The organism is Rhodococcus sp. 05-2255-3B1 (assembly GCF_002258545.1).
Lineage (GTDB): Bacteria > Actinomycetota > Actinomycetes > Mycobacteriales > Mycobacteriaceae > Rhodococcoides.
Genome location: NZ_NOZC01000002.1, coordinates 23,650 through 45,512 on the forward strand (window position 1 = coordinate 23,650; position 21,863 = coordinate 45,512).

A 21,863-nucleotide genomic window follows, 5' to 3' on the forward strand; every position below is an offset into this window, starting at 1 on the left:
CTACAGTCGGTGGGGTGACCGAGCGCAAGGAACCAGGAGTCACGTTCGAGTCCTGGGTGGACAAACAGATACGTCAGGCGCAGGAAAGCGGCGCGTTCGAGAATCTGGAAGGGACCGGCAAGCCGATCCCGATGGGGGATCCCGGTGACGAGTTGTGGTGGGTGCGAGGCTTTCTGAAGAGGGAGAACCTGCCCGCCGACGCACTGCTGCCGACCGCATTGCAGCTGCGCAAGGAGATCGAGCGGCTGCCGTCGACGCTCATCGCCATCCGGCGCGAGGACTCGGCGCGAGATGTGCTGGACGAGTTGAATGCTCGCATCGTCGACTGGATTCGGTTCCCGACGCCGCCGGTCGTGCCGCTCGGCCCGGTGGACGTCGAGACCTGGATGGAGAGTTGGCGGATCAACCGCGCCGAGGTCGACCGACTCGCGCGCGAGCACGCCGCTCAGGCGGCCCGGACAACCGGTGCCACGACGACGGGCGTCGGCCGACCGTCGTGGTGGACGCGTATCGGCAGCAGGTTCATCCGGCGGCGCTGAGGCCCGGTGTCGTCGCGCACAGGGCCAGTGCATCGGCGGCGGTCGACACGAACGGAATGCTCGAGGTCCCGTCGACGCGAGTCCGGTCCGGCAGCAGGCCGTCGGATCGGCTGGGCTCGTCCATCGTCGTCCAGCCGGTTGCCCGCCGGACGATACCGCCGATCAGCGTGTCCGCTGCGTGGCGAACACCGCTGCGCACCGTGATCGGCGCGGTGTCGAGTTCCACCCGAGCGAACCGTGACGCCGCATCCACGGCGGCGGTGGTCTGCGCCGCCGACGATCGACCGCGCCGACCCGTACTCAAGCCGTGCCCGGGGAGATCGAGCACGACGACATCGACGCCTCCGGCCGCGATGTCCGACGCCAACGTCGTCAGATACCGCCCGTGCGTACCGGTGTCCGCCAGAAGAACGACGGAACGATCGGATCCCGTGGACGACCGATGGATCTCGACGTGCACGCTTCCGTGACCGGTATCGAGCTGTCGATGGTCGATCTGCAGGGCCGCGAGGTCCGCGCGGCTCAGCTCCACCGCCTCGGAGGCCGGGCGTAGGGCGGCTTCGCAGGCGATGCCGCGTGCGAGGGCGTCACCGCGCCGAAGCAGCGGCTTGCCTTGTAACAGAATCATCACCGCCGCGCTCTCGTGTGCCGTGAGAGTCGGTGCCCAGCCGGTGGCGCGGCCGAGGGCAGAGGAGTCGACGATCGGTTCGCCCGGTGTCACCCACTGCCCGGAGAAGGGCGTCAGGCCCAGCCGGAACGCCACGTTCGCGACGTGGGTCGCGGCTTTCTGGGGAACGTCGAACATCACCTGCCCCTGCATCGCGGCGAGTTCGCGTACACCGACCCAGTCCACCGGACCGAGGTTGTACGGGCCGACGAGGTCGGTCTTCGCGGCTCGGTGGAACGCGTCGGCCATGTCGTCCTGATACAGGAATTGATACGACGCGCGATCCGCGTCGGGAAAGGCTCCCACCGGGCCGGTGAACTGATCGATTCCGTCGTTGGAGAAGTCGGGTCCGACGATGTAGGTGCACCGCAGCATGGAGATGGCCATCTCCTCGGGGTGTCTGCGCAGCCACCACTCCGCGTAGTGCTCCACCTCGGCCTTGTCGTAGAAGTAGTAGCGGCCCGGGTCACCTGTGGGATAGGTGTTCTCGGTGAGCGGTTCCGGTGCGATGTCGGCACCGTACGCGTTGATGCTCGACGCGATCACCACCCGCGCGACGCCCGCTCGGTACGCCGAGTCGATCACGTTGCGTGAGCCGCGCAGGTTGATGTCGTGAGTTTCGGTCTTGTCCCTGAGCTCCTCGACGACGAACGCCAGATGCAGGACGGCATCGCAGCCGTCGAACAGCGTCTCGAGTTCCGGCGACCGGATGTCCGATCGGACGGAGGTGAACTTGGGGTGTTGTATTCGCGCAGGCCGACGGGCGATGCCGACGACCGTGTCCACCTCGGGGTCGTCGAACAATCTGGGCAGGATCGCGGCTGCGAAATCGCTGGTGGCACCGGTGACCGCAATACGGAGACCGCGGGTGTGCTCACTCATCCGGGTAGTCCGGCCACGGCCTCGACGATGTGGTCCGTTGCGGTCGACAGCTGTTGTTCGGTGTGTGTTGCCATCACACACAGGCGCAGTATCGCACCGGATTTCGGCACCGCGGGGTGCAAGGCGGCGCTGGTGAAGATGCCGCGGTCGTAGAGGTTCTTCCACAGACTCATGGCCACCAGATCGTCGCCGACGTGGAGTGAGACGATCGGTGAGGCCGTGTCTCCGTGCGGGGTCGCTGATCTACCGGCTACGTCGAGCCCGGCCGACTGCAATCCGCCGCGCAGCATCTCGGCGTTGTCGAGGACGCGCCGAGCCCGATCCTTGCCATCGTCGCTGCGGATCAGCTTGACCGAAGCCAGCGCGGCTCCCACCGCAGCAGGCACGCCGGAAGTCGTGAAAAGGAAGGCGCGGGCCTTGACTCGCAGGGTGTCGATCAGATCACTCGATCCGGTGACGAACCCGCCGGTGGAGCTGGGGCTCTTCGACAGTGACGCCATCGTGACGTCGACGTCCCTGGTGATGCCGAACAGCTCGGCGGCTCCGGTGAGTTGGGGCCCGTAGATGCCGAGGCTGTGGGCTTCGTCGACCATCAGTGCCGCGTGATAACGGATACACAGCTCGGAGACGGCATCGAGCGGTGCGAGGTCGCCCTCCATGGAGTAGAGGCCGTCGACGATGACCAGCACGGCCCCGTCGTCGACGACGGGCTGCTGGAGTCGGGCCTCGAGATCGGCCATGTCGTTGTGCTTGAACTTGACCACCGACGCTCCGGAGAGCGCGCTGCCGTCGCGGATCGAGGCGTGGGCTGCAGAATCGACGATCACCGTGTCACCGGGGCCGACGATCGCGCTGATCGTTCCGAGATTCGTCTGGTAGCCGGTGGTGAAGACGAGTGCGTCGTCGGTTCCGTGCCACTGGGCGATCTCGTGTTCGAGTTCGAGGTGGAGGTCCAGGGTGCCGTTGAGCAGGCGACTTCCGGTGACGGCACTGCCGAACGTGTCGAGTGCGTGCTGAGCACCCTCGACCACCTTCGGGTGGTCGGCGATGCCGAGGTAGTTGTTGGAACCGAGCATGATCTTGTCTTCGCCCTCGACGCGAACGACGGGAGCGACAGCCGATTCCATCTTGCGGAAGTAGGGGACCACATCGGCTTCTCGGACGGCCCGCAGCAAATCCACGCGTTCGTCGCCGCCGAGTCGTTTCATCAATCTGTTGACAACCATCGTGTACCAGAACTCCTCACAGAGTCGATTGTGGTTCGTCGCGAATTCATGAGTTGATTCGGAGCCGGCGGCGACATCGATCGGTATTCGACGAAAGAATATTCGATGTTTCGATAGACGCTTTCGCAACGGAAATCAGTCGGTAAAACGGCCCGAAAAAATGATCTCGGTATTTTTTGATCGCCAAGATTTTACGATATCTTTAGTTTATCTGTGCAGGTCACAGGGTATCGTCGATGGTCAGCGCGAATTCACCTGCTCCACCGCTGTGATTATGGATTACGACCGATTTGTCGCGATCAAGTGATGGCACAAAAACGGCGTAGACGCAATCAATCAGTGGCACACAATCGATTAGTGACACAAGGAGAAGAACTGTGACTGGATTAATGGTGCGCGAAAGGGAAACCCTCGAGAAGTACATGCCGGGTTTGATGCACTATCTGGACACAACCCCGCTGGATCGACTCGAGTCGCGTGAGTCGGACGCGATCGACAAGTTTCGAGAATTCGGTGGCACCGGTTTGGTGGTTCCGACCGAACTCGGGGGTCTCGGTGCTCCGGCCATCGACGCGGTCCGGGCGCAGCGGGCCATCGGGTCGCGGTCGCCCTCTCTGGGTGCGGGAACCACGATGCACCATCTCTCGGTCGCCTCGCTGACGGAATTCGCTCGCGGTGCCACCGAGGACGACCGTGCCTTGATCAAGGGACTGGTCGAACAGAAGGCGATCGTCGCCTCCGGATTCTCGGAGGGCGTGACCGGCGGGAGTGTGTTCATCCCGACGATGACCGCGGTGAAGAAGGGCGAGAACTACATCGTCAACGGCAGCAAGAAGCCGTGCAGCCTGGCACGATCGATGGATCTGCTGACCTGCAGCGTGGAGATCGACTCCGGCGACCGTGCCGTCGCCCTGATCCCGGCAAGTCTCCCGGGAATGAGCGTGAAGCCGTTCTGGACCACCGACATCCTGGCCGGCGCGCAGAGCGAAGAGGTCCTGCTCGAGGACGTCGAAGTGCCTGCCAGTCTGGTTCTGCCGAACAAGGACGACGACCCCGACGGCGTGCACGAGATGACCGGATACCTCTGGTTCGGCATGCTGATCTCGGCCAACTACATCGGTGCAGCGACGTCTCTGCTCGAGCGCATGATCGAGCAGGACAAAGGCGACTACGAGGGATACGCTCGCGCGGCGGCCGAACTGGAGACGTCGATGGCGGCGATCGAGAACGTGGCCCGCGCCTTCGACGAAGGTGAACGCGGGCAGGACATCTCGGTGAGGTTGTTGTTCAACCGCATCGCCGTTCGCGACGCTCTGGTGCGGGGCAGTTCCGCTGCGGTCGAATCGTTGGGCGGGATCGGCTTCATCAAGTCACCCGAAATCGCTTATGTCGCAGCGGCATTGCACGCCTTTGCTTTTCATCCGCCGTCACGGCGATCGATCTCGGAGACCCTCGCCCGGTTCCACGCAGGCGAAGAGTTCGCCTTCGTCAAGTAGGGGTCAGTCCTCGAATCGCTCTTCGTCGGCCAGCTTGTCCTCGCCGCGGTTTCGGAAGAACTTGAATCCGGGGATTCCGATGACCGCGCGCCGGACGTCCTTGGTGACTCCGAGCAGCTCGTGAATCTCGGGGGACACCGTGTCGAGGGTGGCGAGGATGGGAAGCAGCGCTTCCATGTGAGCGAGGAGTCCAGGCAGCTGATCGACCATGGCGATCGCTGCGTCGACTTCCTCCTCCGAGAGGTTGTCGACGAACTTGCGGGCCATGGGTTCGGATTTCTTGGCGATGGGATCGAACAACTCGATCAGTTCGAGCGCGGTGTGCGAGGCGACCGATGCCGAGGCGACCACGTCGTCCGCGGCACCGGTTGTCCGCTGCACGCTGGCGACCACGGCGTCGGCGGAGTCGATCACGTGATCGATGCGTGTCATCAACATCTCAATACGCGTCAGCAGTGCTTCGATTCGGCCGGGGAGGGTAAGCGCGAAAGCGGTCGTGGTGAGCATCCAGCCCGCTCCGGCCCGCGCTACCGCGACTCCGCGCCGGAGCACCGTTTCGGTACCGAGGGGATCGGGGAGAACCACACCTGCCAAGACCAGAGCCATAGGAGCGACAATGCCACACCGACACCACGCCCCGAGTGCCGTTAGCCTCGACGCATGAGAGCTCTCGTCACCGGTGCCAGCGGATACATCGGGTCGCGGTTGGTGGCAGCGCTGCTGGCCGACGATGCCGACGTCGTCGTCGGCTCCCGAACGCCGGACAACCTGCGGACCTTCGACTTCTTCGACTCCGTCACCGCAGTCTCGCTCGACGTCACCGACGAACGGTCCTGCGCGGCCGCGTTCGCGGAATCCGGTGACATCGATGTCGCCTACTACCTCGTTCACGCCATCGGCGAGTCGGATTACCGCGCGCAGGACCGACGATCCGCCGAGCAGTTCGCAGCCGCGGCCGCCCGTGCGGGAGTGGGCCGAATCGTCTACCTCGGCGGTTTCGTACCCGACGACGACCATCTGTCGGAGCACCTCGCGAGCCGGGCGGACGTCGGCGAGGCACTGACGGTGGACGGCGTCGAGCTGGTCTGGCTCAGAGCGGCCATCGTCCTCGGTGCCGGCTCGACGTCGTACGAGATGTTGCGTTACCTCGCGGACCGCTTGCCGGTGCTGCCGCTGCCGAGTTGGCTGGCCGAGCCCGTGCAGCCCATCGCCGTCGACGACGTGCTGCACTACCTGGTGGCGTCCGCCGACGCCGAGACGGTCCCGGCGGGCTCCTACGACATCGGTGGGCCGGATGTGGTGCCGTATCGAGATCTGGTGTTCGCGTACGTCGAGGCTGCCGGTCTCCAGCGCATCGGCGTTCCGGTGCCGCTGGTGCCGACCTCGCTCGCAGGAAAGGTGATCGGAAAGATCATTCCGATTCCCGCCGGACTCGCCGAGGATCTCGTCGGATCATTGCACAACACGATGACGACGTCCGAGAGTCGGATTCGCGAGCTCGTTCCCGACCCTCCCCGAGGTCTCACCACGATTGCCGACGCCATGGCCCGTAGTGTGCGGGGAATGGTCGGTGACCCTCCCGGTGTGTGCTCCCTGAAGGATCCGCTTCGGCTGGCGAACACCGACGCGGCGTGGAGCGGCGGTGACGCCCTGGGGATCAGGCGTCGCGGTGTCGCGGCGTCGTCGGACCGCACGTGGGGGTTGATCGAAGCCCTCGGTGGGCGTCGACTGCTGTACTCGAAGCCCGTTGCGGCGGCGGTGCGGACCAATCTCGACGTGATGGCCGACGTGAATCGACGCGCGAGGTCGGTCGTGCGCCGACTGACCGATACCGAGGAGGCGTGATGGGAACGTGGTCCACGACCGCGCTCAACGTGATGAAGTCCGCTCTGGTCGACCCGGTCGAGCGCGATCACAAGGAGTCCGACGCAGCGTTCCGCAAGCGGAGAATCATCGTGCTGATCACACTGGTGATCGGTGCGACGGTGCTCTATTTCTCGCTCAAGGTCGAGCCGGGCGATCCGGCGTTCTACGCACTGACCCTGGTGTTGGCTGCGGTGTGGACGGTAGGTGGATTCCTTTCGGGCCCATTGCATCTCGGACGCATTCAGGTCGGGGGATCGATCAGGCGACCGATCGTCACACCCATCCTGATCGGCCTCGCCGTCGGTGGGGTGTTCATGCTCGGCGGACTCGTCGTTCGGCAGATACCGCCGCTCGCCGACTTCACCGAGAACGTACTGGCGCACGCTCGGGTGGGTTCGCTGGTGCTCATCGTGTTCATCGCGCTGCTCAACGGCGTCGCCGAGGAGATCTTCTTCCGAGGAGCGTTGTACGCGGCCATCGGCGTCAGGCATCCGGTCATCATCTCGACGGTCGTCTACGCGATCGCCACCCTCGCCTCGGGCAACCCGATGCTCGGCTTCGCCGCGGTACTTCTGGGGTACGTGATGGGACTGCAGCGGCGTGCGTCCGGCGGAATTCTGGCGCCGATCCTGACGCACGTCAGTTGGTCGGCGGTCATGGTTCTCGCCCTACCGCCGCTCTTCGTGTGACCTCTGCCGGACGATCGAAAAGAGGCACAAGCACCGATTCGACCAGCGATAACGGATCTGGCCGCTGATTCGTTCGGGATCTGGGCTACATTGCGCAGGTGAGTGAAAATCTCGATCGCGTCGATCGTTTGATCATCGACGAGCTTGTCTCCGACGGACGCGCCACTCTGGCGACGTTGGCGGAGAAGGCTTCGCTGTCCGTCTCGGCCGTTCAATCCAGAGTCAGGCGGCTGGAGTCCCGACGCGTGATCCGTGGGTACACGGCGCAGGTCGACCCGGAGGCCCTCGGTCGGCCGCTGTCGGCGTTCGTGGCCATCACTCCGATCGATCCCGCGCAACCGGACGATGCCCCCGCCAGGTTGAAGCATCTGTCGGCCATCGAGTCGTGCCACTCGGTTGCCGGTGAGGAAAGCTACGTCCTGCTGGTACGCGTCGAGTCGCCGAGGGCGCTCGAGCGTCTGCTGCAGGAGATCCGAGCAACCGCCAACGTGCGGACACGCAGCACGATCATTCTGCAGACCTTCTACGACCGCTGACCGCACGCCACACCCGGTCCGACGACATGGGCAGGTCGTACAGTCGGGCACCGACGGCGTCACGGATCGCGTTGGCCAGAGCCGGTGCCACGGGGTTGTACGGAGACTCGCTCATCGACTTGGCACCGAACGGACCCAGACGGTCGTAGGTGTCGGCGAACAGAACCTCGGTGCGGGGAATGTCCGCGAACTGCGGAACGTGATAGCTGCGAATCGAATCGGTGGTGACCAGACCGGCACCGTCGGTACGAATCTCCTCGTACAGTGCGCTCCCGATCGCTTGGGCGACGCCACCCTCGACCTGTCCACGGCACTGCTGCGGGTTCATCACGGTTCCTGCGTCCGCGCTCTGCACCGACTGCAGTATTTTCACGGTACCGGTGTCCTCGTGCACCGCCACCCGGAACGCGTGCACGTTGAACGCGAGCGAACGCGGCAGCCCACCACTGTTGCCCGCGGTCACGAGGGTGCCTCCTGCCATCGTCAGAACGTCGTCGAGGGTGACGAAGCGATCTCCGCAGCGCACCCCCTCCGGTCCGAGTGTGCAGTCCGAATTCCGGTGTCCGGTCGCGGCGGCGGCCAACTCCAGGATCCGAGTCGACATCGCGCGAACCGCCGCGTACAGGGCCTTGCCCGCCACCACGGTGCCCGCCGAACCGAATGCGCCCGTGTCGTACGTGACCGAGTCGGTGTCGGATTGATCGACTCCGATGCGGTCGACGGACGTGCCCAGCTCACTCGCCGCGATCTGAGTGTGGACGGTGGTGGTGCCGTTGCCGAATTCTGCAGTCCCGACCCGTATCTCGTACCGACCCTCGGGCAGCAATGCCACCGAGGTCTCGGCGCGGTGACCGCGCGGCGGAATGGTCGCGATCATGGCCACCGCCATCCCTTCGCCGACCTTCCATCCCGCCGGTGCGTGCTCGCCGTTGCCGCGTCGCAGAGCGGCTTCGGCCAGATCGATGCACTGGTCGAGGCCGTAGCTGCCGAACTGCAGATCGTCCGCCTCGTGGTGTGCGGCGACGATGTCGTCGCCGGGGACGATCACGTTGCGCCTGCGGAACTCGAACGGATCGATGTCGATCTCTCGGGCGAGATCGTCCATCGCCGATTCGATCGCGAACATCACCTGCCCCAATCCGTAACCGCGGAAGGCTCCGGACGGAATGTTGTTGGTGTACACGGTTTTTGCGTCGACCCGCTTGTTGGCGCACCGGTAGATCGCCACCGACTCGCCGCAGCCGTGGAACATCACTCCGGCACTGTGGTTCCCGTAGGCACCGGCGTCGGTGAGGACGTCGATCGCCAGGGCCGTCAGGATACCGTCGGCGCTCGCGGCGGCGGTGACGTCGACACGGAACGGATGACGACACGGCGACACGGTGAACTCGTCCGTGCGCGTGAACTCGAACTGCACCGGTCTACCGGTACGCAGTACCGCCAGCGCCACCACGTCCTCGGTGAGCAACTCCTGCTTGCCGCCGAATCCGCCGCCGACGCGCGCGGTGAACACGCGGACGCGATCGCGTGCCAAGCCGAAGATCTCGCAGATCTCGTCTCGCACCAGAAACGGAACCTGAGTGCTGGTGCGCAGATTCAGCTTTCCGGTCTCGTCCAACCAGCCGATGGTGCCGTGGGTTTCCAGGTGCACGTGCTGAATCCGCTGAGTGGTCCAGCGGCCGGTGACCACCGCAGCTGCGTCGCGGACGCCCGCGTCGACGTCCCCGGTACTGCCGTGCAGCTCGGCCACCAGATTGCGCGACGGATCCGCGATCCGAGCCGTCGCGTCCTTGTCGCCGTGGATCTTCGGCGCATCGTGGGCAAGCGCGGACTCCGGATCGAACACTGCGGGCAGCACGTCGTACTCGACGACGAGAGCGCGGCACCCTTCCTCGGCTGCCGCGACCGATTCTGCTACCACGATCGCCACTCGCTGGCCGATGAAGCGCACGACGGTATCGAGAACGTGGGTATCGTCCGGATCGTCGACGCGGCGGTCGTGTCGGGCCGTCGAGAACGCGGTTCTCGGACTGTCTTTCGCAGTCAGGATCAACTGGACGCCCGGCACCTGCTCGGCCGCGCTGGTATCGATGGACACGATCCGGGCATGTGCGTGTGGACTTCCGAGAACACTGGCGTGCAGCAATCCGGGAGGGGTGTGGTCGAGTGTGTACGGCTCGGTTCCGGTGACGATGCGGGTACTTGCCGGTGCCGCGAGGGACCGTCCACACGCCGGACCGTCGACGGACTTCTCGGTGTTGACCACTCCGCAGACGGCGTCGGACACGGCGCGATACCCGGTGCAGCGACACAGGTTTCCCTTCAGCCGTTCGGGAAGCTCGTCCAGATCGCCCTCGGTCAGCGTCGAGGCCGTGACGATCATTCCCGCAGTGCAGAACCCACACTGGAATCCGGCGGCTTCGACGAACCGGCTCTGCATCGGATGGAGATCGTCCGGTGTACCGAGCCCCGCAACGGTGGTGACGGACCGGTTCGCTGCACGGAACGCGGGGAAGATGCACGAATGCACCGGTTCACCGTCGACGAGAACCGAACATGCGCCGCAGTCGCCCGCGTCGCACCCCTTCTTCACCTCGAAGTGGTCGTGTTCACGGAGCATGGTGCGCAGACACTGACCTGGCCGTGGAGTGACATCGGTCGGTACACCGTTGATGTCTACGATCATGACAACTCCTCGCGAATCTGCTGCGCTGCAGTGCAACTGATGTGACGCCGCCAGTCCGGAGCCCCGTGGGGGTCGTCGTACCAGTGCTGGGGACCGATGGTGGCGGCGAGCGCGTCGTCGAGTTCGCCCGCCGTCGGCAGGGCCGGGAAGCGCAGAACGAACGGACGGACGGTCGACGCGCTGACGGTCAGAACGAACTCGCCGCCCTCGTCGACCCGCCCGATCACCACGGCCGCCGATCGGCCGAGCGGTGACAGCGCGAGCTTGCGCATCGCCGTTCGCGACTGGAGAGCGTGCAGTGGGACATCGATACTGCGCAGCACGTCTCCCGGTCGCAGGGCGTTGGCGTGCGGGCCCGTGACCAGGTCTGCGATCGCGATGCGGTAGTCGTGATCGGGGCCATCGCCCGACCACACCTGCCCGACGCCGTCGAGGGCTGCGGTCAACGAGATCATCGCTCCGGCAGGAAGGGCCAGCGCGATGTTGCCGCCGACGGTGGCGGTCTTCCAGATCTTGAACGAGGCCAACAATGCTGCTGCGCAGCGGGGAAACAGCGCGGTGGCCGGCCACGGAGAGGTGTAGCGCGCCAGCGTCTCGATGGTGCACGTCGCGGCGATAGAAAGCCCGGTCTCGGTGACGGTCAACGGCTCCCAGCCCAAGGCGGTGATGTCGACGAGGGTGGCCAGATGGTCCTGCTTCTCCGAGAACAGCCAGGTACCTCCCGCGAGGACCGCAGTGTCCACACGTCCTGGCGGAAGGTCCGCGCGGGAGCCGGGAAGCACGATGTCGTCGACAGTACCGAGATCCATGGTCGTCGTTCACCCCTCGTCCTCGCCGGCGGATCCTCCACGCCGGCAGATCCACCAGCCGATGTGTTCTCTCGAACTGTAGTGAGTATCTGTTACCGATCTTCGGTCGTTCGGCGATACGCCCGAAACCCGGTGGAAACAACCCACACATACTGTTTCTTCCTACGCGCTCGGCTGTTTCGGGCACGCTCAGCGAGGGCCGGGGGAGGAACCGCAGTGCAGGTCAAGGACTTGCTGGACGCCGCGCAGCTCGGCATTCGATTGCTCACCTCCGATACCGACGCACTGGGTCGGACGTTGCGATGGACGTACACGACGGATCTGCCCGACCCGTCGCGCTACATCGCGGGTGGTGAGCTGGTCATCACCGGTCTCGTATGGCATCGAACGCGCGCGGACAGTGAGATGTTCGTCCGGGCCGTCACCGAATCGGGAGCGTCGGCACTGGCCGCCGGTGAAGGGCTTCTCGGCCACGTCCCACCCGATCTGATCGAGGCCTGCGAGCGGCACGGTCTACCGCTGCTCGCAATACCCGAGGCCGTGTCGTTCGGGGAGGTGACCGAGTTCCTCGTCGGCCGTGTCACCGGAGACCGCATAGCCATGCTGAACACCTCGCTCGTCCGGCAACGTCAGCTGCTCACGGCGATCGCGGACGGCAGGGCGCTCGACGAGTTGGCGTTGCACACCTCCAGGGAGACCGGGATGGCGTGTCTGATCTTCACCGCGACCGGACGTCGGCTGGTCGCCGAGGTCTCGGCGTTCACCGATGCCGACGTGGACACGCTGACGCACGCCGCGCTGTCCTCCGAAAGGCTCCCCACGACAACCACTCTCGGTGACGGCGATGTGTACAGCATCTTCGGCATCGGACCGTCGCTCGTGCAGCGGACCACGCGATGGTTCCTCGCAGTGGCCGGAGACATGGCGACGTTCCCACCCGCCATCTCCGACGCGTTCGGTCAGCTCGCGGCGATCGCCGCGCTCGATCGTGCTCGACGCGAGGAGGGGCGGCTGGTCCGTCGTGAAATCGCCGACCAGGCAGTGGCGTTGATCGAAACCGACAGCACCAGACCCGAAGCCATGACGCGGCTGCGCCAGGCAGGAGTCGACCCGGACCGCTCGCTGGTCGTCGTCAGGGTCGTCCACAGCGGACGGATCGACCTGCGCGAGATGCTGCGCACGGTTCTGAGCGACACCCTGACCTCCTTCGGCGGCGGGTGCGTCGGATGCAGCACGCACGGCGACATCGTCGCCGTCGTGAACACCGACGATCCGAGCTTCACGCACACACTGCGAACCCGATTGAGCCGCTTGGGCTCCGGCATCGGACACAGCCGTCTGCTCGTGGGCGTCAGTTCCGAAGCGACCGGGATCACCATCGACGGCGCGCTGCGATCGGCCCGCCACGCACTGGAAATGAGCAGGCAAGGGTCGAGCCCGGTGACCATCACCGCGGGTGCGCAGCCGACATCGGCGGTGACGATGCTCTCGGCTCTGCCCGACGACGTGCGTCGGTCGTTCGTCGAACACGTTCTGGCGCCGCTGCTCGACTACGACAGGCGAACCGATGCCGGTCTGACCGATACCCTCCGCGAGTTCCTGGCCACCGGCGGATCGTGGAACCGAACGGCCGAATCGTTGCACGTACACCTGAACACCGTGCGGTACCGAATCAAGCGAGTCGAGGAGTTGCTGGGCCGCGATATGAGTTCCACCTCGGATCGGCTCGATGTCTATCTCGCGCTTCAATCCATCCCTCGTTCGTCGGCTACCGGGGCCGCATAGGATCGAACGATGACTGGCTTCACCGGAATACCCTTCGCGGCTCTGGACTTCTACGAGGACCTCGAAGCCGACAACAGCAAGCTCTGGTGGAACGAGCACAAGGACGTCTACGACAACGCGGTCAAGGGTCCGATGACGGCGTTGCTCGCGACACTCGAATCGGAGTTCGGTACCGCAAAGGTCTTCCGCCCCTACCGCGACGTTCGCTTCTCCAAGGACAAGACCCCGTACAAGACCCACCAGGGCGGCTTCGTCGCTCGCGGTGACAGTCTCGGCTTCTACGTGCAGATAGATCCCGCCGGATTGTTCGTTGCAGGCGGCTTCTACAACTCCTCGTCCGAGGGCGTTGCCCGCTACCGCCGCACCGTCGACGACGACGTCCGCGGAGCCGAACTCGAGCGGATACTGGCGACGCTGACCAAGGCCGGCTACGAGATCGGCGGCGACAAGCTCAAGACCAAGCCGCGGGGATACGAGCTCGACCACCCGCGCATCGACCTCCTGCGCCACAAGTCACTCACCGCGGGCAAGCATTTCGGCTCACCCGCGTGGCTCGAGACACCCAAGGCCGCGACGAAGGTGCGCGATGCCTGGCGAGCTCTCGCACCGTTGGTGGAGTGGACTGCGGCACTGCACACGTGAACTCAGCGCACTACCCGACGACAGAGTATGTCCGCCAGGCACTTCCGGCGTCCGGGGCATCCTCGCGTTCGACGGTTGCCTGAATCAGACCGTACGGCCGATCGTCCGCGTTGAACACCTCGAGATTGTTCTCGATGCCGAACTTGCCCAGGTCGTAGACGAAGTGATGCTTGTTGGGTGCGGACATGGTGATCTCGGCGATGAACGGATACTTCTCCAGCACCGCCTCGCCCATGGCGTAGAGGGTCTGCTGGAGGGCCAGTGACTGCAAATTGGCGAACCGTTCGATCATCGCCGCCTTCACGCCCGCGTAGACGCCGTCCCACTCGACGTCGGTGGTGGTGTATCGCCACTGCGCTGTCAACGATGTCGCCATCACCCGGTCGGTCGTGGGCTCGAGAATCGTCAGGTCGTCCTCGAGGAATCCGTGGAACTCCGAACCTGTCGACTTGAGAATCACCATTTCCTTGAAGCCGCTGATCACCCACGTCCGCTGCGCGTCACCCTTGCCCTCGACGGTCACCGCCGACGTACGGATCTCCTCGCCCTTGCGGGTCCACGTGTGATCGTGCTCGACGCCGTCGATCACCGCGCGGGCCCACGCGTACTCCTCGAGTTCGATGCGCGCACCCTCCACCGGCTCCACATCGTCGACGAAGTGGCGGGCCAGATCGAGGCCGTAACTCTCCAGGTGGAGCAATCCCTTGGTCTTCGCGTACGCGTACGCGGTCTGCTTCTGAGTATCGGTGGGAAGGACATTGGACTGATCGCCCACCAGGTGAGCTGGGGAGAAGTCACCACGCAGAGCGCTCGAGACGTTGATGTCGTGGATCTCGTGCCGAGGCGAGTCCCGATAGATCCGCACCACGCGGTTCTCGGCCTTGCCGTACTGATTGGATCCGAGGACGATCTTGCCGGTCAGGTCGGTCATGTCAGCTCCCGCGATAGGTCGAATAAGCGAAGGGGGACAACAGCAATGGGACGTGGTAGTGGGCGTCGGGATCGGTGACGGTGAACGAGATGGACACCTCGGGATAGAAGCTCGGTGTTCTCGTCGCCTCGAAGTAGTCGCCGGTGTCGAACGACAGGCGGTACACGCCCGGATCGATCGGACCGGGCACGACCTCGCCGATGCGGCCGTCGCCATCGGTGGTGGCCGTGGAGATCTCGCCTTCCTCGGGATGGAACAACCGCACCCTCATCCCTACCGCAGGTGTCCCCGACGTCGCGTCGAGGACGTGCGTCGACAATCCCGTCACTGCTCGGGGCCCAGCATGCGGCCGAGGCGAATTCGATTGATCTTGGCCAGTTCCACGCGCAGCACCCGTCTTTCGGTTTCGGCATCGTTGTCGAGCCTCTCCTCGAGGATAGCGAGCAGTTCCTCCGCGGATCTGCCGGTGGCGCACACCAGGTAGACGTGACCGAACTTCTCCTCGTAGGAACGATTTCCCGCCGCCAGCTTGTCGAGCACCTCGGTGCCCGCGCTCGTCACCGCGGCCTGCTCACGTTTCGACGACGGGTTGTCGGCCTTGCCTCCGATCCGAGGATGACCGTCGAGCGCATGGTCGATCTCCGCCTCGGGTAGTTCGGCCAACACCCGATCTGCTCTGTCCAACAGCATGTCTCGGCTGTCGAAGGGGCGACCGTGGGCGACTCGACGGGCCCAGATCGACGACGCGCAGCACTCGTAGAGCGCATGCATCGCCTGCCTGTCACTGAGCCGATTGAACCCGTCGAGCCCTATCCATTCGTGTAGCAACTCGCGCTCTCTATCTGAAATCGTTGATGCGACCGAACCGCGCGGCCGCGATCGGGTTGGCATCGGCCACGAGATCGTCGAACCGGTAGTTGGCGATCTTGGCAATCTCGATCATCGCGAACGACCGCTCGGCCGACGGTGCGTTCTCGACGCGAGACCAGCCGTTGGCCAGGACTCGATCGTAGCGTTCGGTCTCCCGCGCGCAGATCACCAGCGGGAAGCCGAAGTGTTCCCTGTACTCGGCGGCGAGTTGGACGATGTTGTTGTGTTCGTCCTCCTCGAGGTTGGACAGGCCGACGTGATCGGCCGCGTTGAGGGTGCCGGTGGCGTCCTCGCTGCCGAGATCGGGGTAGCTGTTGATCAGCTCGATCTGTTCCTCGGTGGTGCCGGCCAACAGTGCCTCCTGGAAGGCCTCGCGCAGACCGTGCGCATCGGCGAAAGGGCGCTGCTGGTAGGCGCGTTCGACCACCCACGGAGTGCCCTGCACCAGGCCGCCGAACGTGGCGGCGAAGTCCTCGGCGGACATCTCGTTGACCTTGTCGAGGGTGATGCCTTTACCCGGACCGCCTGCAACCGCCTGGCCGCGGTTGCCGATGTGGAAGAACAACACGTTGAGCACGATCGCGGACACCGCGCCGAGAACGATGCCGCTGCCGAACAACATCTCGAGCCAATCCGGCACGCCCTCGGAGACCGACGGTTGAATGGTCACCAGCATCGCCAGTCCGAGACTGGTGGCCACGATGATCAGGTTGCGATGATCGGTGAAGTCCACCTTCGACAGCGTCTGGATTCCGACGACGGCGACGGTCGCGAACAGCGCCAGCGCGGCACCACCGAGTACCGGTGGCGGGATGGACGCGACGACCGCCGCGGTCTTGGGCAGCAGGCCGAGCAGGATCATGATGCCGCCGGCCGCGGCGACGACCCACCGGCTGCGCACACCGGTCAGGCGCACCAGGCCCACATTCTCCGAGAACGCCGTATACGGGAACGAGTTGAACGTACCGCCGATGACGGTGGCCACTCCGTCCGCCCGCAGAGTCGCTGCGATGTCGTCCTTCTTGATGCGCTTGCCGACGATCTCACCCGTCGCATACACACTGCCGGTGGTTTCGACGGCGATGATGAGCATGACGACGATCATCGAAATGATCGCGATGACACTGAATTTGGGTACTCCGAACAGGAAGGGTTGGGTGAAGCCGACCCACGATGCATCCGAGGTGCCGTCGAAGTTCATGTCTCCCAGCACGAATGCCACGGCGCTTCCGATCACGAGGCCGAGCAGCACGGCGATGGTGGCCATGAAGCCCTTGAAGAAACGTTGGATCAGCACGATGATCAGCAGCGTGCCGATCGCGTACGCCATCCACCGGCCGTTCGTCGGATCCTGCTCGTGCGTAGCGGGATTGGTCACCGCATCGTTGACGGCCACCGGGAGCAGCGCGACACCGATGATCGTGATGACGGTACCGGTCACCACCGGCGGGAAGAACCGCAGCAGCTTGCTGAAGTACGGAGCCATGAAGAAGGTGACGAGTCCGGCGACGATGACGGCGCCGTAGACGTACAGCAACCCCTCGGTGCCGCCGCCGTTCGCCATCGCGATCGCGATTACCGGAGAGACACCGGCGAACGTCACACCCTGCAGCAGCGGGAGTCGAACGCCGACCTTCCAGAATCCGACCGATTGAATGATCGATGCGATGCCGCAGGTGAACAGATCCGCATTGATCAGGTGGATCAACTGTTCGTTGGTCAGTCCGATCGCGCTGCCGATGATGATCGGTACCAGGACAGCGCCTGCGTAGAACGCGACGACATGTTGGAACCCGTAGGCGGCAAGTTTCGGAACGGGAAGCACTTCGTCGACAGGATGGACACGTTTGCGTGTGGTGGGCTTGACGGACATGGGTGGGCACCTCGCGGAAGCAACAGGGCAGGATTCCTGCGACGCTGCAGGAGAAGTGCACTAAGAATCAGCCATCACGCCTATCCTCGCTAGTCGAGCGCGCACAAACTTCGGGGCGTACTCGACGTGGACGTTGTGCGAACATCCAAGACTCCACCGAACGGAGAAGGGAGCGATCGTGTCGGACCTGGCCGTCGGAGTGCTACTGGCCGCCGGTGCCGGAACGCGATACGGATCGCCCAAGGTTCTCGCCCACGACGGGCTGTGGTTGCGGACGGCGGTGCAGGCGCTGCGCGACGGTGGCTGTGATCGCGTGGTCGTGGTTCTCGGCGCAGCAGATGCGCCCATGCCCGACGGCGTGATCGCGGTGCACACGCCCCAGTGGAACCAGGGCATGAGCGCCTCCTTCACCGCCGGTTTGGCGGCGACGGCGGACGCGGAGTACGCGGTTGTGCACGTGGTCGACACCCCGGACGTCGGATCCGAGGTGGTTCGGGCAGTACTCGGTGCAGCGCGGGAAACCGGTCTCGCCAGGGCCGTGTTCGACGGCCGTCCCGGCCATCCTGTCGTTCTGGCGCGTCGACACGTGGACGCAGCCGTGGCATCGGCATCGGGAGACTCAGGTGCCCGAGACTTCCTGAGGGGAAGAGACGACGTCGTTGCCGTCGAATGTTCGCACTGGGCAACGGGAATCGATCACGACTATCGGTGAGCGCCCGGTCGGAGGATTCGAGCGGCAACGGCGTCGATCATGCCGTCGAACTGATGACCACCGGTCGGGAACTCGACCACCGTCGCCGACGGAAGAGCCTTCGAGTTCAGCGCCAGGTGAGAAATGGGAACCACGTCGTCGTCCCGGCAGTGGAGGAGTGTCAGGCCGGTCTCGGGCTCCTGGGTGGTGAACGCGTAGTCGGCGACGTCCCACCCACGCGGCGTCCAGTCCGGCATTGCCAACAGAGTGGCTCGCAGGGGTAGCTCCCGGCGATGTTCTGCCAAGACCCTGACGAGGATCGATGCGCCGAAAGAATGCGCAATCACCGCATCGTCGGGTCCGAGCCGGTCCAGGTGCTGCCGAACCGGTTCGGCCCAGTCCTCGAAACCCATCGCGGTGTCGGGCAGCTCCGGCATCCGAGGGTCGAGGCGCAGAGCCTGCGCAAGCCCGTTGGCCAGCGGTGCGTCGTCGACGAATCCGCCGGCACCGTGAACGAACAGAAGTCGGCCGACCATGCTGTGGTCCTTTCCTCGGCAATGCTGTCATCGGAGATGACCGAACTGCGGCCGTGAATTCACCGGTTGACTCGGATTCGGGGTCCGTGCGAGCATCGGCGGCAGCGTCGCGTGTCGATGACGGACTGCGTCAGGCATGGAGGCGTCGTACTGCCCAGGAGGCAGCGCATGTCCATTTCGTTCGATCACACCATCATCGTGGCGAAGAACAGTTCCGACTCTGCGGCGTTCTTTCGCACGCTGTTCGCTCTGCCGGAGGCACCGTCGTGGGGGCCGTTCGTCAACGTGCAACTCACCGACGGCACGCTCGTTCAATTCGCCGAGCCTCCCTTCGACGATATTCAGTTCCAGCACTACGCCTTTCGAGTCAGCGACGATCTGTTCGATGCGGCCTACGCCAGGCTTGTCGACCAGGGCATCGAGCACTGGGCCGATCCTCGGATGACCGAACCCGGCACCGTCAACACCGGTCACGGTGGCCGCGGAGTGTACTTCCGCGACCCGACCGGTCACTTCTTCGAGATGCTGACGCACTCGTACCTGCCGACGCCGGGTGAGCCGGTACCGTAGCCACCGTGGCCGAGCACCAGCATGTTTCGATGACGAGATCTGCCTACGACACCGTCGCCGAAAGCTACGCCGACCTCGTCCGCGACGAGCTCGACGGCCGACATCTCGAGCACGGATTGTTGGCGACATTCGCGGCCCGGGTACCGAGCGGGTCCGTTCTGGAGGTGGGCTGCGGATCCGGCCGCATCACCGCGGAGCTGCACCGCCTCGGCCTCGACGTAGCGGGAATGGATCTGTCGCCCAACATGATCGAGGTCGCTCGGCGCGAACATCCGCACCTGCGATTCGGTGTCGGATCCATGGAGGCATTGGACGAGGGGGACAGCTCCGTTGCCGGGATCGTTGCCTGGTACTCGATCATCCACACCCCTCCGGCGCACCTGCCTGCCGTGTTCGCCGAACTGCATCGAGTGCTCATGCCCAACGGTCCACTGCTCTTGGCATTTCAGTCCGGCGACCAGCGAGTGCGGCTCGAACACGTCTACGGGCACTCGGTCTCCTACGACGCCTATCGACTCGACCCCGACGCAGTCGCGGGCATGCTCGTCGACGCGGACTTCGAGGTGGACGTGCGCGTGCATCGAGCCCCGATGGGGCACGAACCCACGCCTCAGGCGTATCTGTTGGCCCGCACACGAGCGACGCGGTCGTGATTTTCGGACCGGATGCTGCGCTGCCACATCGCCCTGCGCGAATCGTCGTCGCGGGAACATCCGGTTCCGGCAAGACCACGCTGGCCGCGCGCCTCGGGTGCCTGCTCGGCATCGAACACATCGAGATCGACAGCCTGTTCCACGGACCGAACTGGACACCGCGTCCGACCTTCGAGCACGACGTCGACGAGTTCGTTGCACGTTCTTCTTGGGTCACCGAATGGCAGTATGTCCGAGACCGTCTCGCCGACCGAGCCGAGCTGTTCCTGTGGCTCGACCTACCCCGTCGAACAGTTATGCGGCAGGTGACAATTCGGACGCTACGCCGCAGGTTCGGTAGGCGTGAGCTGTGGAACGGGAACATCGAGCCGCCACTGCACCGCATCTTCCTCGACCGTGAACACATCATTCGATGGGCGTGGAACACCGATCGGTCGACCACCGAGCGGGTGCGGCAACTGAGTGCGCGCCGCCCAGAGCTGACGATTGTCCGCTTCCGGTCGCATCGGGACGTGGACGCGTGGATTGCGCGCCAGCTCATTCCTCTCGCGCGTCACTGAGCGGCAGGTGCGGTCAGCAGCCCAATTGTGTTGCCAGAGACTCGATCGAGTCGACGCTGTGGGTCCAGTCCGACTCCGCGGCGAGGTCGGCGGTCTGGCTCGGCCCGTGTTCGAGTGGACGGGCGACGAACGCCGTAGCGAACCCGCAGTCGGCTGCTGCCACGAGATCACTGTTGTGGGCAGCGACCATCATGCATTCGCTCGGCTCCAGACCCAGAATCTCCGCGGTGCGGAGATACGCGTCGGGCATGGGCTTGTACGCCTGGACCGGTTCTGCACCGAGGATCGCGTCCCACGGCAGTCCAGCGTTCTTGGCCATGTCGAGAAGCAACGAGATATTGCCGTTGGAGAGCGGGGCGATGATGAAATCGGTCCGCAGTCTCGTGAGACCGGGCACCGAGTCCGGCCACGGATCCAATCGGTGCCACACGTTGTTCAAGGATGCGACGTCGGCGTCGTCGAGCTGAACGTCGAACTCCGACAGCACGACTCGAAGAGACTCGAGATGAAGTACGTCGAGCCGCGTGAACGGTCGACTACCCGACCTGACCTGTTCCATCGCCGGTTGATACAGGCTGCGCCAGCGGTCGGCGAATGCATGACTGTCCACGTCGGAACCACACAGAGATTCGACCTCACGGGCCACACTGGTGCGCCAATCGACCACCGTGCCGAACACATCGAACAGAAGCGCCTTCAACGATCCCTCTTCTTCTTCCTTTTCTCGTTCTTGGAATGGCCACCTGCCGACAGCACCGCACCCGCCAACGGAATGAGAAGGAAGAAGAGCCAGTTCTGATCGAAGTCGGTGAGGAAGAACAATGCCAGGGAACCGAATATCACCACCGGCATCACCACTGCACGCCAGTCGATACCGGTTCCGGCCGTTGCCGGAACGGGCGACGCCCCGGTCCGAGCAGGTGCCTGGGCCGTACCCGGCGTCGCGGGGAGATCGACGAATACTGTGTCGAGCTCCCCACGCGTCGTGGCCGAAGCGATAGTGGCACTGCGCTCGTCGAACTCGGGAACCGTGAGGCGACCCTCGCTGAAGTGCAGGCTCAGCGCGTCGAGCGCCTTTTCCCGATCAGCTGTACCGATACGAATTTCCGGAAGCTCGGACATTGCTACAGGGTAACGCTATCCAAGGCCCGGATTCGAGCCAAAATTCGCATCGCTACCGATATGTCGTTATTTGATTTCTGCGAGGACGGTGCCTTGGGTGATGGCGTCGCCTGCGGTGACGGTCAGGCCGGTGATGGTGCCTGCTTTGTGGGCGTTGACGGGGTTTTCCATCTTCATCGCTTCCAGGACGGCGATGAGGTCCCCGGCCTCGACGGTGTGGCCTTCGTCGACAGC

General features: G+C 64.6%; 24 protein-coding genes. 11 read left to right on the forward strand and 13 right to left on the reverse strand.

The features are described 5' to 3' along the window. Positions 1-14 precede the first annotated feature (14 nt). Positions 15-539, forward strand: a complete 525-nt coding sequence (locus CH249_RS00440) for a DUF1992 domain-containing protein (RefSeq protein WP_094683102.1) — start codon at positions 15-17, stop codon at positions 537-539. Here the strand turns inward: CH249_RS00440 and CH249_RS00445 are convergent. Both CH249_RS00445 and CH249_RS00450 read right to left on the reverse strand, forming a co-directional pair. Then, a complete protein-coding gene (locus tag CH249_RS00445; RefSeq protein WP_094683101.1) occupies positions 523-2,088 on the reverse strand; it encodes an NAD-dependent epimerase/dehydratase family protein in 1,566 nt (521 codons plus the stop codon). The genes CH249_RS00440 and CH249_RS00445 overlap by 17 nt on opposite strands. Next, the gene (locus CH249_RS00450; RefSeq protein ID WP_094683100.1) at positions 2,085-3,314 is read right to left on the reverse strand and encodes an aminotransferase class I/II-fold pyridoxal phosphate-dependent enzyme; all 1,230 of its coding nucleotides are present in this window, start codon (positions 3,312-3,314) and stop codon (positions 2,085-2,087) included. Before CH249_RS00450 ends, CH249_RS00445 begins: the two co-directional genes overlap by 4 nt. A 377-nt stretch (positions 3,315-3,691) precedes the next feature. On the opposite strand from CH249_RS00450, the gene CH249_RS00455 reads away from it, so the two are divergent. Further along, the gene (locus tag CH249_RS00455; RefSeq protein ID WP_032397437.1) at positions 3,692-4,810 is read left to right on the forward strand and encodes an acyl-CoA dehydrogenase family protein; all 1,119 of its coding nucleotides are present in this window, start codon (positions 3,692-3,694) and stop codon (positions 4,808-4,810) included. Between the two features lie 3 nt (positions 4,811-4,813). On the opposite strand, the gene CH249_RS00460 is transcribed toward CH249_RS00455, so the two are convergent. Continuing rightward, complete coding sequence (locus CH249_RS00460; RefSeq protein ID WP_032397436.1) at positions 4,814-5,416, reverse strand: ribulose 1,5-bisphosphate carboxylase large subunit; 603 nt, start codon at positions 5,414-5,416, stop codon at positions 4,814-4,816. A 54-nt stretch (positions 5,417-5,470) separates the two neighbouring features. Here CH249_RS00460 and CH249_RS00465 point away from each other — a divergent pair, with 54 nt between their 5' ends. From CH249_RS00465 to CH249_RS00475, 3 genes are all read left to right on the forward strand, one after another. Next, positions 5,471-6,655 (forward strand): NAD(P)H-binding protein, encoded by a 1,185-nt coding sequence (locus CH249_RS00465; protein ID WP_094683099.1) that lies wholly within the window; start codon positions 5,471-5,473, stop codon positions 6,653-6,655. Then, the gene (locus CH249_RS00470; protein WP_094645320.1) at positions 6,655-7,365 is read left to right on the forward strand and encodes a CPBP family intramembrane glutamic endopeptidase; all 711 of its coding nucleotides are present in this window, start codon (positions 6,655-6,657) and stop codon (positions 7,363-7,365) included. Before CH249_RS00465 ends, CH249_RS00470 begins: the two co-directional genes overlap by 1 nt. Before the next feature lie 98 nt (positions 7,366-7,463). Continuing rightward, complete coding sequence (locus tag CH249_RS00475; protein WP_032397433.1) at positions 7,464-7,901, forward strand: Lrp/AsnC family transcriptional regulator; 438 nt, start codon at positions 7,464-7,466, stop codon at positions 7,899-7,901. Here CH249_RS00475 and CH249_RS00480 read toward each other — a convergent pair. Next, positions 7,873-10,587 carry a molybdopterin cofactor-binding domain-containing protein gene (locus CH249_RS00480; protein ID WP_094683098.1) on the reverse strand — a complete coding sequence of 905 codons (2,715 nt, stop codon included), beginning with the start codon at positions 10,585-10,587 and terminating at the stop codon, positions 7,873-7,875. The two genes, CH249_RS00475 and CH249_RS00480, sit on opposite strands and share 29 nt — an antisense overlap. Beyond that, a complete protein-coding gene (locus CH249_RS00485; RefSeq protein ID WP_032397431.1) occupies positions 10,584-11,396 on the reverse strand; it encodes an FAD binding domain-containing protein in 813 nt (270 codons plus the stop codon). The genes CH249_RS00480 and CH249_RS00485 overlap by 4 nt, the downstream gene beginning before the upstream one ends. Before the next feature lie 216 nt (positions 11,397-11,612). Here CH249_RS00485 and CH249_RS00490 point away from each other — a divergent pair, with 216 nt between their 5' ends. Together CH249_RS00490 and CH249_RS00495 are read left to right on the forward strand one after the other, a co-directional pair. Then, positions 11,613-13,181 (forward strand): PucR family transcriptional regulator, encoded by a 1,569-nt coding sequence (locus CH249_RS00490; RefSeq protein ID WP_045195796.1) that lies wholly within the window; start codon positions 11,613-11,615, stop codon positions 13,179-13,181. Positions 13,182-13,190: 9 nt separating this feature from the next. Then, positions 13,191-13,823, forward strand: a complete 633-nt coding sequence (locus CH249_RS00495) for a DUF2461 domain-containing protein (RefSeq protein WP_045195795.1) — start codon at positions 13,191-13,193, stop codon at positions 13,821-13,823. Positions 13,824-13,833: 10 nt separating this feature from the next. Here CH249_RS00495 and pucL read toward each other — a convergent pair whose 3' ends face one another. Genes pucL through uraD (CH249_RS00515) form a run of 4 tightly spaced genes read right to left on the reverse strand, consistent with a single transcriptional unit; the run spans position 13,834 to position 17,497 of the window. Beyond that, positions 13,834-14,754: a factor-independent urate hydroxylase gene (gene pucL, locus CH249_RS00500; RefSeq protein WP_094683097.1), complete on the reverse strand. Its 921-nt coding sequence runs from the start codon at positions 14,752-14,754 to the stop codon at positions 13,834-13,836. Position 14,755: 1 nt separating this feature from the next. After that, positions 14,756-15,082 carry a hydroxyisourate hydrolase gene (uraH, locus tag CH249_RS00505; RefSeq protein ID WP_032397427.1) on the reverse strand — a complete coding sequence of 109 codons (327 nt, stop codon included), beginning with the start codon at positions 15,080-15,082 and terminating at the stop codon, positions 14,756-14,758. Continuing rightward, positions 15,079-15,582, reverse strand: a complete 504-nt coding sequence (gene uraD / locus CH249_RS00510; protein WP_032397426.1) for a 2-oxo-4-hydroxy-4-carboxy-5-ureidoimidazoline decarboxylase — start codon at positions 15,580-15,582, stop codon at positions 15,079-15,081. Before uraD (CH249_RS00510) ends, uraH begins: the two co-directional genes overlap by 4 nt. Before the next feature lie 10 nt (positions 15,583-15,592). Beyond that, entirely contained in the window at positions 15,593-17,497 is a 1,905-nt protein-coding gene (gene uraD / locus CH249_RS00515) for a 2-oxo-4-hydroxy-4-carboxy-5-ureidoimidazoline decarboxylase (protein WP_045195792.1), read from the reverse strand. A gap of 175 nt (positions 17,498-17,672) precedes the next feature. On the opposite strand from uraD (CH249_RS00515), the gene CH249_RS00520 reads away from it, so the two are divergent. After that, positions 17,673-18,209, forward strand: a complete 537-nt coding sequence (locus CH249_RS00520; RefSeq protein ID WP_094645452.1) for an NTP transferase domain-containing protein — start codon at positions 17,673-17,675, stop codon at positions 18,207-18,209. Here the strand turns inward: CH249_RS00520 and CH249_RS00525 are convergent. After that, positions 18,200-18,724 carry an alpha/beta fold hydrolase gene (locus tag CH249_RS00525; protein WP_094645310.1) on the reverse strand — a complete coding sequence of 175 codons (525 nt, stop codon included), beginning with the start codon at positions 18,722-18,724 and terminating at the stop codon, positions 18,200-18,202. The genes CH249_RS00520 and CH249_RS00525 overlap by 10 nt on opposite strands. Before the next feature lie 168 nt (positions 18,725-18,892). On the opposite strand from CH249_RS00525, the gene CH249_RS00530 reads away from it, so the two are divergent. Genes CH249_RS00530 through CH249_RS00540 form a run of 3 tightly spaced genes read left to right on the forward strand, consistent with a single transcriptional unit; the run spans position 18,893 to position 20,507 of the window. Continuing rightward, entirely contained in the window at positions 18,893-19,294 is a 402-nt protein-coding gene (locus CH249_RS00530; RefSeq protein WP_094645308.1) for a VOC family protein, read from the forward strand. 29 nt (positions 19,295-19,323) lie between these two features. After that, the gene (locus CH249_RS00535) at positions 19,324-19,947 is read left to right on the forward strand and encodes a class I SAM-dependent methyltransferase (RefSeq protein ID WP_094683120.1); all 624 of its coding nucleotides are present in this window, start codon (positions 19,324-19,326) and stop codon (positions 19,945-19,947) included. Further along, positions 19,947-20,507 (forward strand): AAA family ATPase, encoded by a 561-nt coding sequence (locus tag CH249_RS00540; protein ID WP_094683119.1) that lies wholly within the window; start codon positions 19,947-19,949, stop codon positions 20,505-20,507. The genes CH249_RS00535 and CH249_RS00540 overlap by 1 nt, the downstream gene beginning before the upstream one ends. 13 nt (positions 20,508-20,520) lie before the next feature. On the opposite strand, the gene CH249_RS00545 is transcribed toward CH249_RS00540, so the two are convergent. The 3 genes from CH249_RS00545 to CH249_RS00555 all read right to left on the reverse strand — a co-directional run. Further along, positions 20,521-21,207: a haloacid dehalogenase type II gene (locus tag CH249_RS00545; RefSeq protein WP_094628566.1), complete on the reverse strand. Its 687-nt coding sequence runs from the start codon at positions 21,205-21,207 to the stop codon at positions 20,521-20,523. Further along, positions 21,204-21,629: a DUF1707 domain-containing protein gene (locus tag CH249_RS00550; protein ID WP_094645304.1), complete on the reverse strand. Its 426-nt coding sequence runs from the start codon at positions 21,627-21,629 to the stop codon at positions 21,204-21,206. Before CH249_RS00550 ends, CH249_RS00545 begins: the two co-directional genes overlap by 4 nt. Before the next feature lie 66 nt (positions 21,630-21,695). Then, the coding region (locus tag CH249_RS00555) for a biotin/lipoyl-containing protein (RefSeq protein WP_141214784.1) at positions 21,696-21,863 on the reverse strand (168 nt) is incomplete at its 5' end.